We start from the raw sequence: 16,322 nt of genomic DNA, 5'->3' as shown, positions 1-16,322 counted from the left end.
ATTATCCCCTTTGAGTAGACAGTGTAAAAAGCTCACCCACCTGACGGTGGGTGGTACACTCTACTTGGAGGGGATTTTCCTATGGCTAAAAAAAGTCAAAAATTCAAATGTTATTCCGAGGAGTTTAAGCTGAAGGCAGTAAATTTGTATCAAGAAAGAGGGATGTCCTATAAAGCGATAACTAAAGCATTAGGAATACCAAGTTCAACTCAGGTTAGGCAGTGGGTTCGAAAGTTCAATAGCGGAGAAGGGTTTATGGATAAACGAGGGAAGAGCCGTTCTGGTAACCACCCTTTTATTGGACGTCCACGAACTAAATTTTCTACTGTGGAAGAAGAACGAGATTATCTTAAAGCACAGGTAGAATACCTAAAAAAGCGCAATCCGAATCTGCATCTGGGGGGAAGATATGGAAAGTAAATCGGTTTTTAATCATAAATGAGTTACGTAAAAAATATCCCCTTACTTGGTTAGTGGAAATTGCGAGAGTGTCTCGATCCGGTTACTACAAATGGCTTAGTACAAAAGGAAAAGCATCATTAAGACAGGAGCAGAATCAAAATCTGAAGGAACATCTAATAACGATCCACCAAGCTCATCCATACTTTGGATATCCAAGAATGCAAATTGCTTTAAGAAAGAAAGGATAGAATGTGAATCACAAACGCGTATATTGGCTGATGAAGGAGCTAAACCTTCGGACTATTATCCGAAAGAAGAGACGTTATTTTGGTAAAACAGTATCTGTTATTCATCCTAATTTACTTAAGATAAGTTTAAAACGGACAAGCCAAATCACTTGTATGTAACAGATATCACCTTTGTATCGTTTCAAAGTCGATTTTACTATCTCTCAGTCATCCAGGATCTCTATAACAATGAAGTTGTTAGTTGGAAGATTTCTCATCGAAATGACTTAGCTCGTATTGGATACTTGGAACAACTGAGCAAAAAAAGAGACGTGCAGGAAGCGATCCTACTTTCTGATCAGGGCTTCCAGTACACGTCTAAGCAGTACAATAAGCTAATAAATGAAACTTGGCATAAATGGCAGCCACTCTCGCAAAGGAAACTGCCTTGATAACGCCTGCATTGAATCCTTTTTTTCGCATCTCAAAACCGAGACATTGTACTTTTCTAAGTGTAAAACAGAAGAAGAACTCTTTCAAGCCATTGAAAAATAAATATGGTTTTATAACCATGAACGATTCCCAAAAAATTAAACCAGTGTGCTCCGGTGGAATACCGAAACACACTAGTTGCTTAGGCTTTTTTAATACTTTCTACTTGACAGGGGTAAGACCAGAACAATTATAAGTAGGGCTTTTTTTATTTAATCTAAAAGAGTAGATCAAATGAGGGAACTATTGAATTGAACAATCCGATTCGGTTCGATTGAAGAAAAAACGTAATCCAGATAGTGAAAAGTCTATAAAGGAGGGGAATATAGTTTATTTTTCGAATTTTCAATAAACATTTTATGCAAAACAATCATTTGGTTAACAATATTCTATATTTCGACACAATTTAGATAAAAATAGGCATTAGGGAATATTTCCAATTTTGGTTTTTTGGCCGATACTATTGTATGGAAATAAAATTCCAATTTAAAAAAGGAGTCGATTAAAAAAATGAATTACAAGTGGCTAAGTATGATGACGGCAAGTGCAGTTTTACTCTCCAATGGTGCATTATGGCTACCTACACCTGCCAATGCAGCAACAAACACAGCAAACAAATCCGTATTTTCACTAAGTAAGCAGCCTCCTTTACCTCAGTTCAAAACATGTGCAGGGGTACTCGGAGCTGAGGTGACTCCACTGGGAGAAGAGGAGCTTCGTACTGAAACTTTTTCCCAGCTAGAGAAAAAAAGCAAGCGAGCTAAGCGACAAGCCCTTCAAGCAACTCATGCTGAACAACAAACGTACAGTATGTCGGACTTAAATCGACTTAGCTATGACGAGCTAGTAGAAGTTTTACGTAAGATAGAATGGAAGAATATTCCTGATTTATTCAAATTTAATTCAGATTCAGTTGAATTCTATTCAGACCGCGATCGGGTTCAGGCCGTTATTAATGCCCTTCAGGACAGTGGTAGATCCTTTACTGATCAGGATGCACGCGGAATTTCGACATTGGTAGAGGTTTTACGTTCAGGTTATTATCTGGGCTACTACCATAAAGAGTTAAAATACCTTGATCAGTCAGATTATAAGGAAAAGGTACTACCTGCTGTTAAAACCATTATGGCAAACAAGTATTTTGCATGGGGAACTAAGACACAACAGGAAGTTATCGGTTCTACGGGGAAACTTATCTCAAACACTACGGTAGATGTTGAGATCATAACAAAGATGACTGGACTAGTTTCAGACTTTATTGATCATTTTGATGAGTATGGAAAAGATCGAGAGATGAGCAGTTCCTTTTATTCTGTAATTCAAGGAATTGGATACGTGCTCATGTGGCAAGTGCGTGAACCAGAGGATCAAAAAGCGTTCAATGGTAGTATTGATAATTACTTGGAACAAATGTTCCGCATCGCCCACAAGGATCGGGCATCTAGTGATCTTTCGTGGCTAGTGAGCAACGGTTTGTATTACACCGGTTCTTTGGGGCATTATCACAGTACCCCGGAGAAAGGTAATAAAATTTTGACGGAAGCAATGCATTTGTATCCAAAGCTTAGCGAATTGTATTTTGTGGCAGCAGAGCAGATTTCTTATCACTATGATGAAAAGGATTACTATGGTAACCAAATTGATCTGAAGCAATTAAAAGAAGAAGGGAAAAAGGAATATCTGCCAAATCGCTATGAATTTGATGGAGGAAAATTTATCTTCCGTACAGGGGATCAGCTAACGGAGGAACAGCTACAGCGACTTTATTGGGCTGCGAAAGAAGTAAAAGCTCAATTTCACCGTGTCGTAGGTAATGACCAGGAGCTAGAAAAGGGTAATCCTGATGATGTGCTAACTGTGGTCATTTACAATAGCCCTGATGAATACAGAATGAACAAATCTTTATACGGTTATGAAACGGAAAATGGTGGAATTTACATTGAAGGGGATGGGACATTCTTTACCTATGACAGAACCCCAGAGCAAAGCATTTATTCACTAGAGGAATTGTTCCGTCATGAGTTTACCCATTACTTACAAGGTCGATATGTGGTTCCAGGATTGTTCGGTCGAGGAGAGATGTATCAAAATGGACGCTTGCCTTGGTTTGAAGAAGGTGGGGCAGAATTTTTTGCCGGCGCTACCAGAACAGATGGCATTCATCCACGCAAATCTGTTGTAGGTAACATAAGGTATGATGATCGCTCTAGCCGTATGTCTGTGTCAGATACTCTGCATGCTCAATATGGTTCCTGGAATTTTTATAATTATGGATTTGCCATGCAGTATCATTTGTTCCAAAACGATTTTCCAATGATGGACCGCATTCATAATGCGATTATGAAAAACGACGTGGCCCAATTTGATCGATATATTGAGCAGTTGAGTAGGGACAAGTGGGTAAATGACGCATATCAACAGACGATTGATGAGCTGGTGCAAAATTATGAAGATTGGGATGTGCCACTGGTATCGGATGATTATCTAAAGGATGTGGAGCCAAAGCAGAAGGAAGAAATTTATGCGGAAATTTCCGAAGTTACAGGCTTGCGTGACATAGAGACCGCAGAGCACGAATCAGAATTTTTCAATACCTTCACCTTACACGGAACCTATATTGGCGACAGATCAGCAGGAGAAGAGCAAGACTGGAAAAAAATGAATCAAGTAACAGATGACTTCTTGAAAGAGTTAAGTAATAAGTCATGGAATGGTTATCAAACCGTAACCGCTTACTTTGTGAATTATAAGATAACGAAGGATGGAAGATTCTCCTATGATGTAGTGTTCCACGGCAAATTGCCAAAAGGTAGCTATAGCGGGAACCTAGCCCCTGTAGTAGAAATAAATGGTCCATATACAGGAGTTGTAGCTGAGTCGGTTTCGTTTAGTAGTAAAGGAACACGCGATAAAGACGGAAAGATTATGTCTTACCAATGGGATTTTGGCGATGGTCAGACAAGCCAAGAAGAGAATCCAACACACGTGTATGCTGAAGCAGGAACCTACGAGATAAGCTTGCAGGTAACCGATGATGCTAAACAAAAAGTGACCAAAAAGACAACAGTAACCATTAGTGAAAAAGCGAATAAACCGTCAGATAACTCTAATGATTCTTTCGAAAATGCCAGCAAGCTAGAAGCATTTGGTAAACAATTGAAGGCTGAGCTGAACCAAAAGAAACAAAATGATGTATTCTATTTTGATGTGAAAAAAACTGATAACATTGATGTTTCAGTAGAAGTAAAGAATGGACAAGGAGTGGCGTGGAAATTATTCCACGAGGATGATCTGAAAAATTATATTGCCTATCCAAATCAAATCGAAGGCGATCAGTTAATGACGACTCTTGAAGCAAAACCAGGACGATATTATCTTAAAGTGTATTTAACAACACAGGAGCCCGTTTCCTACAAGTATCAAGTAAGTCTGGCTGGTGGCTCGAAGGATTTTGCAGAAAGTGAGCCTAACAATCGATTCGAAGACGCGAATGGTCCATTGCCGCTAGGTGAACCTGTTAAAGGAATACTAGATGAGGGCGACAATGCAGATGTCTACCGTTTTGAACTGAAAAAAGAGAGTGATTTAGAAATTATTCTGAAGCATACGAAAAAAGAGGGAATTAACTGGTTGCTCTACCATGAGGATGATTTGAAGAACCCCGTTTCGTATCCAGTAGAGCTTGATAAGGGAAGAATGAGCGCTACTTATACAGCCGAACCTGGTCTATACTATCTATTTGTCTATAAATATGAAGATGAGGTAATCCCATATACCGTATCGGTAAATAAGTAGGATTATAAAGCAGTAAGAAGCAATTATATTTATAATTATGCACCCCTTACAGTAAGCATTGATATCCTTTCTATGGGTATCGAACAGTGTGGCTGTAAGGGGTTTTCATGTTTATCTAGCAGTGAGGAGACTTTACATCATGAAATTCGATCCATATAATTGAGTGTGTCAACTGTTAACTAACTCAAGTGTGGTGATCATATGAACAACAAACGGGATTGGATTGAAATTCGGGGAGCCAGACAAAATAATTTAAAGAATATTAGCGTCAAATTTCCAAGAAATAAGTTATCAGTGGTAACAGGTGTATCTGGATCAGGTAAATCTACCTTACTGTTTGATATTTTGTGTCAGGAGGGAGAGCGAAAGTTTATTGGTGCAACTGGTAGAGTACCGGATCATGTACAGAGACCTGATTATGACGAAATTTATGGATTATCTCCCATTATTAGTGTGAGTCAGAAGCAATTTAATAAAAATCCCCGGTCAACGGTCGGAACCTACAGTGAAATTTATACATACCTCCGGCTTCTGTATACGGCAATAGGAGAGAGGGCATGTCCGCATTGTGCCAAAACAATAGAATATTCAATTTTGCGCTCGTCTCCCGTTCATACAATTAAAAACGGTCATGAGGTCTTGGAGGTGTATGCTTGTCCTTTTTGTCGTAGGCCTGTAGAAAATATTACAATGGCCCACTTTTCTTTTAACACCTTAGCCGGGGCTTGTTCAAAATGCTTCGGCTTAGGGAAAATCGTCGAACCAAATTTTGAAACGATTCTTGATGCTTCTCTTTCTATTAAAGAAGGCGGGATTAAGGTTTGGAAGAAAGGCTTTGTTTGGCATTTCGGTCCTTTGCTTGTCCGGGCGGCCAATTACTATGGGATTCCTTTTCGAGAGGAGGATTTACATACTCCGATCGGTGAGCTTGATGAGAACATGAAAACACTGCTTTTCTATGGTACGGAGGATGAGCGAATCAGAGCCTTGAAACCAGATAAACCAGCACCTAAAGATATGAAAGAAGGTAAATACGAGGGTGCTGTTAATAGTCTGATGAGGCGTTATTTTGAAGAATCACAGCAAGATGAAAGCGTTGAAAGAGAAGAGTACATGCCGTTCCTACAACATGCAGTCTGCCCCGAATGCCAAGGGACTCGATTGAAGAAGGCTAGCCTAGAAGTAAAAGTGAACAACACACCTATCCACCAGCTCTTTTCAAAATCAATCGAAACGCTGAATGAATGGATTGATGCTTTGAAAAATCATTTGTCTATCTCCAATTATGAAGCCGTTCGTCCTATTTTGGCAGATCTGAAGGAGAGAGTCGAGAGTCTTTGTAAAGTTGGATTAGGATATTTATCTCTCGATCGAACTTTTACGACGCTATCAGGTGGTGAGACACAGAGATTACGACTGTCAGCTCTGTTAAACTCTCATTTAACTGGCATGGTCTGCGTGCTGGACGAGCCGACTACAGGACTACATCCGCAAGATACCGATAAATTGATCACCTCCTTGCAATTACTGCGTGATCTCGGTAATACAGTGATTGTGATTGAGCATGATTTAGAGCTCGTCAAGCACGCAGATTACGTTGTAGATATCGGTCCTGAGGCGGGAAGTGAAGGCGGTTTTCTAGTTGTACAGGGAACACCTGATGAGTTACAAAATACAGGAAACTCCGTAACAGGTAAATGTTTGAGACAGAATAGAGAAGCGATCAGGCAAACAACGCGGAGATGTCAGGCTGGCTTACCAATTAAACAAGCGAATAGCCATAATTTAAAGAATGTGGACGTGCATATCCCATTACATGTGATGACGGCTATTGTCGGTGTTTCAGGCTCTGGAAAGTCAACGTTACTCTTTGATGAGCTGCTAAAGAAGTGGGATCGTAACATGGAAGGGAGAGAAAAAATCAATCGAATAGTAGTAGTCGATCAATCCTCAATGGGCAGAATCGAACGTTCTAATGCGGCTACCTATACCAAGGTGTTCGATGATATTCGTCAGGCTTATAAAGAAACAGCACACCAACAGGGTATAAAAATGACAGCATCTGATTTTTCCTTTAATGTGGCAGGAGGTAGATGCGAGCACTGTAAAGGAACTGGAAAAATAAAGCTACAGATGCATTTTATGTCCCCACGCTATCTGGTTTGTCCTACTTGTGAGGGAAAGCGTTATAATGAAAAAGTACTGCAAGTAAAAATAGATGGATATAACATTGCTGATGTATTAGAGATGACTGTCAAGCAAGCACTAGCTTTATTTTCGAAGATGGATAAAATCAAACAAAAGCTTGTCTACTTAGATAAAATTGGCTTAGGATATATAAAATTGGGTCAACCAGCGAATACCTTGTCTGGTGGAGAGGCACAAAGAATCAAATTGGCCTCGGAGCTAGCTACTGCTGCTGGACGAAACACACTGTATATTTTAGACGAACCTTCAGTGGGATTACATGAAAGAGATACGGATAAACTCATTCGGGTTCTCCATGAATTGGTTGATAGAGGAAACAGTGTTGTTGTCATCGAACATCATTTGAGCTTGATCCGTCAGGCTGATTGGATTATCGAGATGGGGCCAGGCGGTGGGGAAGCCGGGGGGCGCGTAATCGCTCAAGGAACTCCTCAACAACTGAAGGCCAATCCGAATTCTGTTATCAAACCATATTTATAGAGCTTTGAAGGAAGGTGCTTTTTTGACAAAATCATTGGAAGACAGCTTTATTCCGTTTCAATGTGAAATAGTAAGCCGTCATAATAAATTTAATATCGAGGGAATTACGTCTGCTCAGTACAATGTTTTAGAGCTTGTCCAAACACAAGGTCCAAAAACAACAAATGAACTGGCAAGCGCACTAGGGATAACGGTATCAGGAATCTCAAAATTAACCAAAAAGCTTTTGCAGAAAGGATTGATTGAACAACAACGCAGTCAAGCAGATAGGCGGTATTACCATATTGTCTTGACAGAAGCGGGAGTGGATTTTCTCAGGAAAGCAGAAAACTCACGCAAGGAGATCCTTCAATTAATCGGAAAAGCACTTTCAAAAGAAGAAATCGAAGCCTTTAGCCGAATTTGTTCCAAGTTGCATACATATTTGACTGATCATAAAGCAAAGTAGGTGACTGACCCTATGAATGGGCTAGAAAATGTAATATCCCCGATAACAAAATTTGAAGGGTCTGATATTCCAGGATTAGTAGAGCTCTCGTCTTCGGTAGGTTGGGATTATGACCAAAATGAAATCAACACCATTATGTTATCTGGCAACGTTTATGGACATAAAAACAAAGACGGGAGAATTGTCTCAAGTGCAGCCATTATTCCATACGGCGTGAAACTAGCCTCTATTGGCATGGTCATTGTAAGTCAGGAATATCGAGGATTGGGCCTAGGAAGAAAAGCTACACAAAAATGCTTAGAATCGATTCCTGATCATATGCCAGCTATGCTTATTGCTACAGAGGATGGGAAACCCATGTATGAAAAGATGGGCTTTCATTCTACAGACTGTGTTCATAAATATCTTTGCTCAACCTATCGTTTTACCCCTTCAAGTAGGAATATAGTAACTCATATACAGCCGATGCATATAGAAGATTTCCCACAGGTCATAAAAATAGATAGAGATGCCTTTGGTGTAGAGAGAGGAGCTTTTCTTCGCCATAGATATAATCAGGCAAAAGAGGCAGTGCTTGTGAAAAGTCCTGACGGTCAGGTAGTAGGCTATGGTTTATCTATACTTGGGCCCATTAATCTCATAGTTGGCCCTATCGTCGCTCCGAATGCTGATATAGCATTCGCAATAGTGAATCAATTAGCTAAGCAACATTCAGGTAAGGTAAGAATTGACGTACCCTCAGACAATGAGTCGTTTATGTATTATCTTGAAGCATGCGGGTTTGTAAAGGCGAATCAGCCACCTATCATGATTACAAAAGCAAATCATTTACCTGCTCGTAACAAAACATTATTCGGAATTGCAGCACAGATATTTGGATGAAGCATTCCAATCCGAATGAAGCACCCGTTTGCTTCAATAGCAGGAACACACAAGACCCTGACATTCTCCTGTCAGGGTCTACTTATTCTGCAATGAAAAAGCTGTTACTCGCAAATGACAGACTATCAAATTTTGTCCCCGGATCGTCAAGTTCAAATGACAGCTTACGGAGCTGATTTGAAGGTTATGGCTAACGTTTCAAAGCAGGATTTCACTCACAAAGGTAAACTCATAAAAGCCGGTTCGCTAATCATAATAGCTGGGGATAAGCAGATCGTGTATCAGTAGATAAAAGTGTAAGAAGATATACAATTTCAATTCTAATGGGAGGATAAAGCGTTATAATAGGAAAAAGAGAGAGTACTAACTGACAATCTCATTTCGCTATTAAAATCGTGAGGTGACGGCATCCATGTTTCAAGCAGAGGGATATACAGGCAATAAACAAGAGAACTATGAGCTTCTTATAAAACAGCTAGATGCATTAGTAGATGGGGAACCCAATGTGCTCGCTAATCTGAGTAATGCAACTGCTTTATTAAATCAATTTTTGACGGAAGTAAACTGGGTAGGGTTCTACCTATATGAAAAGGAGCAAGATTCACTAACTCTTGGTCCATTCCAAGGACTGCCGGCTTGCACACGTATTCCAACAGGGAGGGGTGTGTGCGGAGCAGCAGTTTCGAAACGATGCACGATGAGAGTAGCAGATGTCCATGCTTTCCCTGGCCATATTGCTTGCGATGCGGCATCTCGCTCTGAAATTGTTATTCCTATTTTTAAAGGGGAAGAAATCTTTGGGGTACTCGATATCGATAGCCCGATTACAGATCGTTTTGACGAAACAGACGAGAAGTATTTAGAAGAATTTGTCCTACGTGTAGCAAAGTGTGTGTAGAATAGAACAAAAAAGAATTGATAGCAGAATAGAAATGACTAACAACCAGGCGTCTCACGAATAAGGGCGCTTGGTTTCTTTTTGCTACATAACAATTAGTGGGTATTATGACCTTTCATTATTTATGCAGAGGTGTAGTGGGTCTGGTTGCAGTGCCAGTATTTGCTGTCTTCTCTTTAGGAATGTACATTTGCTGTTTTGTCTCAGTGATTGGCGGAGTGCTGTATATAGCGGGGATTGACATACATATAAGCCTTTGAAAGTTTGGTCAGGTATCACAGCTATCTATTTTTTTTATTGCAGTAATGTTTGGTGGGATTTTATTACTACTAGCTGTTGGAAGCTGGGGGCTGTTTCAAGTATCTTGTCACTATGTTAAGAAAGGCTGAAATATACCGAATGGTTCATGTTGTAAGAAAAAAGAACCTGTATAATGAATAACAGGAAATCTGAATTCATTTTTTTGCTGATCGTATCATTTTTTCTCCAACCTGTTTGGGAATCTCTTCTTTTTTACTAGTATATGTTGATCACTTTTGAGGAGGAAACGAGGAATGATTAATCTAGGGACATTTCAAGTTACATCTGGAGCATTAGTGGTATCAGATCCTTGTTATAATTATGAACAAGGCATTTCAGGAGTTGTAGAGGAAGCGGTAGTCGGTACGTGGATTGGTGTCATTGATCGAATAGACACAGGAGATTGGGGAGAGCGATGTGCCTTAGTATGTGCTTATCACGAGTCAATTGACCTTGAACAGGTGACGAATTGGGAAGTATGTGACTTTATTGTAGGAGTAGACAGTGGTCAAGCAGGAATCTTTGAGCGTCAAATCTATCGAGTGGATGAGTCTGTAATTGGAGAAACGAAATTCATGCCTGAGCAAAGATGGTATTCTTCCTGTTGCGACCAGACATTGAGTGAACTCCAAGCTGGAGTGATTAATGGTGGTGTCGTATCTAGCTCAGGATTTGGCGACGGTGGCTATGAGGCATTTATCGCGAAAAATGCTGAAGGAAAAGTAATAGCGGTACAGATCGTATTTATTACTGAAGAGGATTTACTTGAAGAGGAGGAAGATGAGGAAGACGAGAAGTAGCCTGACATCCAAAGGGACCTGGACGGTTCCTTTTTTGCATTATTTTTCAATATTTCTACTACTGCTCTCGTTATCAAATACATTCAAGTCAAGTCAGCTTTATAGAAGAGTGGGGGGTAGGGATACGTCCATGAAAGGAGAAGCCCATGAAGAAAAAGTTTACATACAAATTAGATAAATTTATAGATATCGGCACCTATACAAAGAATGATAAGATAGTAACCTCACCTTTTGTTGTCTTCTCTCTTTGGATAGACATGCAACAAAAAGGTTTTTTTATTTTTAGGAATTCGTGAAAGTAATGATATATAGCAAGGGTAGCGGAATTGTACGACTGGATATCCTACATTTAGTTGATAACTTAAATATAATTTTATGCGGGTAATAAAAATGTTTAATTTTTGAAAAAATATAATTTTCAGTCGACATCTGTTATATATTTTTGTTTTAATTTACAATATATGTTAGGTTTTATTAAAACATAAATATTAGTGAGGTGTTATCGTTGCAACAGCACACAGAGATACCGATAGTGACAATTAACCATTTGCTAGCGTATCTTAAAGAAGAAATTCACTTTGTTCAGCCTTTTTTTCATAATCCTCATTTCTTCATTGTTACCAACAAGGATGCGAACAGCATAGATTTCATGTGCTCAGATGGAAAGACGATGAATGAGGAGCTGGATGACTCTTTTAAGAAGAAAATGATATCGTTATCAATGGAAACGATCCAAGAGGCAAGTTCTACAAGAAATCCCGCAATTTGCTATGGAAATGAAATGTTTCCAAATGAACTGCCAGGATGGATCAGTCTTGGAAGTCCGATCTTTATTAATAATACAAAAAAGGGATATATTAGCCTAAACTATCAATCAGAAGAGCATATCTCCTACATAGTGAATATTTTTTGCTACATCATAAAAACAGTAGAATGGCGATTAAACAATGTAAGTACTTCTCACAAAGAGCAGGAACTGGAGAAAAAATGTAAAGATTTTCAGTTAACCAAGAAAGAATGCGAGATTGTCCATAGTCTTCTTGAAAATATTTCAATTAAAGATATTTCGAAACATCATTTTATATCGGTAGAGACGGTTCGAACCCATGTAAAAAATATATACAATAAGGTTGGAGTAAATAATAGAGTGGACTTAGTTAGAAGATTTGTATAACTACAGTAGAAAAATCCCCCCTGAAGGTGATTTTAAATGAAATTGGATATAATATAATAAAAGTGTAAAAGTTACCACATTGAATCACCTGATAGTTTTACCTCAGTATTCATTACTGGTAATTTTTCGAAGTGGTTCGCAGGTCTTTATATCTCTAGTGCGCTTTTTCCATGGAATAGAGTATGAAGTCTGTACCACAAAACAAAATTAATTAAATTCAAAAAATTCAAACATTTGAATGGAGGATGAAGAATATGGCTTGCCAATGTCCAGATGCGATCTCAGGTTGGACGCATACAGATTACCAGTGTCACGGTTTGGAGAATAAAATGTATAGACATGTTTATGCAATTTGCATGAACGGTACTCAAGTATATTGCAGAACAGAGTGGGGTAGCAGCTGCTAGGTTCTACACATTAATAAGGGAAGAAAAGGAACACTCTATATTCATATAGAGTGTTCCTGGTCCTTTATGTAAAGGAGAGGATAAAAGAATGGAAACAGATAATCATAAAAAATTTCTCAAAAACCCCAATCGTTTTTTGGAAAAGATCGGGACTTATTTTCCGGAAGAAATGAATGTAATGAAGGATGGACCGGCCATAGATTTTACATGGGTTCGTAAAGAGGCTTGCGGAACCGTTATTTACATCATGAGTGAAACATGCAATTTTTGTAAATATGATGCGATAAAAGAATTCGCTGATAAATATAATAAGTTTAATCATCTGATTTTCTTATATGGATCAGAGGAATATAAAGAGCAGATAAAGGAAGAGTATGGAATCTCTATTCCGATCGAGTTAACGGATTTAAAAGAGATAGGGGAAAAATTATTTATAGAGTTGGTTCCCACTATGATTGCTATGAATCGTGTAGGCCAAATTATCACTTGCGGTAGTTTTCGCAATGAAGTGGAGTCACTTGAGATGAGAATGGAACCGTTTCTGGATGTCTATTACTCCTTGGAGAATATGTAAAAATGAGCCTAAATGGCAAGAGTTCTGTACATAGCTCGAGCAACCGAGAGCATTTGGGATTTTTTCAAAAGATGCGACACAGACAACAATTATTCCTGTATGCATGTAAAATCATCTGGAATTTTAACAAAACCTATATGCTTTTGGTCTGCTCCTTGAGTATTATTCTTGCTCTGCAATCAAACGCTATTATTGTTGCGAATAAATATACAATCGATAATCTTGTCAGTTCACAAATCTATCTTGCACTACTTGGAATTGGAATAATGCTGTTCCTTGAACTGCTTCAGGAGACGTTTGAACTTTTCTTGCGATTCTATAATACGAAATGTGATGAACAATTTGGAATTTACAGGGAACAAATCTTATTTGACAAGCTAGCAGGTATGCAATTGCTAGAGCGTGAGCATCCCAGCTTTTTAGGAAAGATACAGGTATGGTCGCTTGGACTGATGAAAATACAAGCTACCTTTCAATCCGGAATACAATGTGTAAAAGCATTACTGACGGGGGGAATTTCCATTTATGTGCTGGTAAGTGGGTATTGGCTTATCGGTGCTATTATTATTGGGTTTTCCCTTGTAAAAAGTGTATTTGTGTTTAAGGTTATCGATCCGCTGGTTTCTATGAATTTACAAATGGCGCGGGCCCATAACCTATCTACATATTTTCGCGATCTGCTAGTTCGAAAAGAGGCACAAAAAGAGTTTCTCTTATTTCAGGCTTTCTCCTTTTTTAAAGAAAAATGGCTCGATGCAAAAACAAACATCATGAACATGAATATAGAAATCACGAAATTAAATGTAAGACCAGAATTTATAAGTAATTTGTTAACGGTATGCAGCAGATTAATGATTATGGTGATGATGGTCTTCCTTGTGGTAGAGAAGAGGATGACTATCGGAGATTTCGTTGCAATATCTTTGGCTGCCTCGTTGGCTGAACGAAATATCCTGTCTTTATTTCTCCAGTGCAAAAATCTATTAGAAAACCTGCGCTATGTAGATGAGTATCAGAAATTAGATTTGATTACTCCGAGCAAGAGGGAAAACCAAGCAGCGATAACAGATTTTCAGCTAAAGCAGGGGATAGAGGTAATCGATTTAACCTTCACCTATCCGAATAGGGAGGAACCCGCACTTCATAAGATCAATCTCTCGATAAAAAAAGGGGAGAAGATTGCTATTATTGGGGATAATGCAGCAGGAAAATCTACGCTGATCAAGCTATTGCTAGGCTTATATCAGGCACCGGATAATACGATTTTTTATGATGGTGTGGAGCAAAAGCAATTAGATGTTGCAGGTTTATGGAAAAGCTGTGGGGCAATCTTTCAGGATTTTATGAAATACAAGGTATCGATTCAGGATAATATCTGCTTGGGAAATGAAAGGAAAGATGATCAGGAGCTGTATCATTTGCTTGAACATCTGAATATACAAGATTTTTATCGGTTAAAAAACGGTTTGTCTACCAAGCTTGGAGACATTCATGAGGATTCGGTAGACCTATCCGGTGGTCAATGGCAAAGAATCGCACTTGCTAGATTATTATATCGCAATCTGGATCTGATGGTTTTAGATGAACCCACTTCAGCATTAGATCCAAACAGTGAAGTGAAGGTATTTGACGATATCCTAGAGCTAGCGAAGGATAAGACACTCTTCATTATTTCTCATCGAATTGGAATCGGGAAAAAGGTAGATCGCATCTATTATATGAGGCAAGGAAGTATTATCGAGCAAGGAACTCACCAGCAATTAATGGATGCAAAGGGTGAATACTATCGAACCTGGGAACGCCAAAGCGAGTGGTACAATTCAGAATTAGTCTACGAAAATAGGGGGTCATAATACCATGTCAAAAAAACTAGTTCGTGATACCGGTTTAGAAATAGGTACAACCATTCCACCCATTCACTTCACAAATTGGGATTCATCACAACTAGAGCTGAAATTTTTGCCTAAAGGGGCTGCTTTAGTTTTCGTCTCCGTCTTTTGCTCCTATTGTATCGATTTATTACCCCACCTTGGATCGATAAGTCAGAGTCAGGATATGCAGCTTTATCTTTTTTCAGATGGAGAAATCGAGGATCACGCAGAAATGGCAGATTATTTTGAATGGAATTTCCCCGTGATTCAACTGAAACATCAGGAAATGAACGAAATCTTTAAGGTTAGCTACCACCCGTTCCTCCTTCTTACTGATTCAAAGGGTGTGATTACTAGCAAAGGAGATATCTACAAGGCAGAAGATTTTCATAAAATTCTAGAAAGTGTAACACTCCAATGATGTCATATCTGCTCTTACTTCCGTATGGTTTTGCGTTCATGTTCTTTGTTTCCGCTATTACAAAGTGCTTTTCAATGTTTGAATTCAGACAATCGATTGTACACTTTGATGTTATATCGAGAAAATATGTGATGCTCAGCTCCTTTCTGGTTATTCTTATGGAATTTGTCTTAGCGATTTGTTTTGCCCAGCTTGCTTTTTTACATGCGGCTTTTATCCTAACTGGTTTGCTGATGATTTTTTTTACCGGACTTTTTATACGAGCAAGTAAGCAGAAAAAAAGCTTTGCCTGTAGCTGTTTTGGGGGTAGTACCAAAAAGACAAACATAAAACTTGCCATCCTGCGAAATTGCTTGTTATTGCTTGGAGCGATCGGAGGTTTTTGGATAGCTAACCAGCTAGAGGCAATACCAAATCCCCCTGAGCAGATCATGCCGTGTCTCATTGTAGCTGCGTTTTTCATACCTATTTACAAGGAATTGACCATTTTATCTAAACTGAGAAAGAAAATGAGGATGCTGGTGCCATGATGGGTTTCTTGTTAAGTGTTGGGGGCATCATACTTGTTTTGATCATCGGGATGAAGATAACCAAAGCCTTCTATTATAAAAGGTATCTTCAAATCTATGTTTCTGGCAGTAAGGAGATTACGGATCTGCATGACAAGAGTATTTTTCTCTTTCTATCTTATACAGATCCTAGCAATGCTGAATATCTTGCGGAAATCAGCCACCGCTTCCCTGATTATCAGATCTATATCATCTATAAGGCGCCTGAATGGAAAGCAAGGGTGTTTTCTCGCCAAATCAATGAACATACGAAGCTACGGGTTGATGAACAGGGGATCGTGTCTGATGATTTAGGGATTTCAGCTTTTCCTGCTTTTCTTACTTACCAGGAGGTTTTCAAGAAAATATCGATTGTACGCTTTCATACGTATTAA

The 16,322-nt window shown here is 38.9% G+C and carries 14 protein-coding genes and 1 pseudogene; all 15 read left to right on the top strand.

Annotated features, from left to right (window positions below):
* Positions 1-81 precede the first annotated feature (81 nt).
* The 15 genes and pseudogenes from O0550_RS10240 (at position 82) to O0550_RS10175 (ending at position 16,322) form a co-directional block, all read left to right on the top strand.
* Positions 82-1,267: pseudogene (locus tag O0550_RS10240) on the top strand (IS3 family transposase).
* 364 nt (positions 1,268-1,631) lie between these two features.
* On the top strand, positions 1,632-4,916 hold the full coding sequence (locus O0550_RS10235; RefSeq protein ID WP_258426231.1) for a collagenase: 3,285 nt from the start codon (positions 1,632-1,634) through the stop codon (positions 4,914-4,916).
* Between the two features lie 201 nt (positions 4,917-5,117).
* On the top strand, positions 5,118-7,604 hold the full coding sequence (locus O0550_RS10230) for an excinuclease ABC subunit UvrA (protein ID WP_258426230.1): 2,487 nt from the start codon (positions 5,118-5,120) through the stop codon (positions 7,602-7,604).
* A gap of 22 nt (positions 7,605-7,626) precedes the next feature.
* Complete coding sequence (locus tag O0550_RS10225; protein WP_003337385.1) at positions 7,627-8,052, top strand: MarR family winged helix-turn-helix transcriptional regulator; 426 nt, start codon at positions 7,627-7,629, stop codon at positions 8,050-8,052.
* Between the two features lie 12 nt (positions 8,053-8,064).
* Positions 8,065-8,934, top strand: coding sequence for a GNAT family N-acetyltransferase (locus O0550_RS10220; protein WP_258426229.1), 870 nt, complete (start codon positions 8,065-8,067; stop codon positions 8,932-8,934).
* Between the two features lie 114 nt (positions 8,935-9,048).
* A complete protein-coding gene (locus O0550_RS10215) occupies positions 9,049-9,222 on the top strand; it encodes a hypothetical protein (protein WP_176489375.1) in 174 nt (57 codons plus the stop codon).
* Between the two features lie 124 nt (positions 9,223-9,346).
* Positions 9,347-9,832, top strand: coding sequence for a GAF domain-containing protein (locus O0550_RS10210; RefSeq protein WP_258426228.1), 486 nt, complete (start codon positions 9,347-9,349; stop codon positions 9,830-9,832).
* Positions 9,833-10,386: 554 nt separating this feature from the next.
* Positions 10,387-10,932 (top strand): DUF4241 domain-containing protein, encoded by a 546-nt coding sequence (locus tag O0550_RS10205; protein ID WP_101668171.1) that lies wholly within the window; start codon positions 10,387-10,389, stop codon positions 10,930-10,932.
* A gap of 496 nt (positions 10,933-11,428) precedes the next feature.
* Positions 11,429-12,106 (top strand): helix-turn-helix transcriptional regulator, encoded by a 678-nt coding sequence (locus tag O0550_RS10200; protein ID WP_258426227.1) that lies wholly within the window; start codon positions 11,429-11,431, stop codon positions 12,104-12,106.
* Positions 12,107-12,351: 245 nt separating this feature from the next.
* Positions 12,352-12,513 carry a laterosporulin family class IId bacteriocin gene (locus O0550_RS24655; protein ID WP_138976957.1) on the top strand — a complete coding sequence of 54 codons (162 nt, stop codon included), beginning with the start codon at positions 12,352-12,354 and terminating at the stop codon, positions 12,511-12,513.
* 88 nt (positions 12,514-12,601) lie between these two features.
* Positions 12,602-13,087: a hypothetical protein gene (locus O0550_RS10195; protein ID WP_258426226.1), complete on the top strand. Its 486-nt coding sequence runs from the start codon at positions 12,602-12,604 to the stop codon at positions 13,085-13,087.
* A gap of 71 nt (positions 13,088-13,158) precedes the next feature.
* The gene (locus tag O0550_RS10190) at positions 13,159-14,940 is read left to right on the top strand and encodes an ATP-binding cassette domain-containing protein (protein ID WP_258426225.1); all 1,782 of its coding nucleotides are present in this window, start codon (positions 13,159-13,161) and stop codon (positions 14,938-14,940) included.
* Positions 14,941-14,944: 4 nt separating this feature from the next.
* Entirely contained in the window at positions 14,945-15,379 is a 435-nt protein-coding gene (locus O0550_RS10185) for a peroxiredoxin family protein (RefSeq protein WP_258426224.1), read from the top strand.
* Entirely contained in the window at positions 15,376-15,909 is a 534-nt protein-coding gene (locus O0550_RS10180; RefSeq protein WP_309304376.1) for a MauE/DoxX family redox-associated membrane protein, read from the top strand. The genes O0550_RS10185 and O0550_RS10180 overlap by 4 nt, the downstream gene beginning before the upstream one ends.
* Positions 15,906-16,322, top strand: a complete 417-nt coding sequence (locus O0550_RS10175; protein WP_258426221.1) for a hypothetical protein — start codon at positions 15,906-15,908, stop codon at positions 16,320-16,322. The genes O0550_RS10180 and O0550_RS10175 overlap by 4 nt, the downstream gene beginning before the upstream one ends.

Source organism: Brevibacillus halotolerans (genome assembly GCF_026891775.1).
GTDB classification, from domain to species: Bacteria; Bacillota; Bacilli; order Brevibacillales; family Brevibacillaceae; genus Brevibacillus_B; species Brevibacillus_B halotolerans.
Note: the sequence above shows the minus strand (reverse complement) of the source record. Positions and strands in the feature narration are given on the sequence as shown.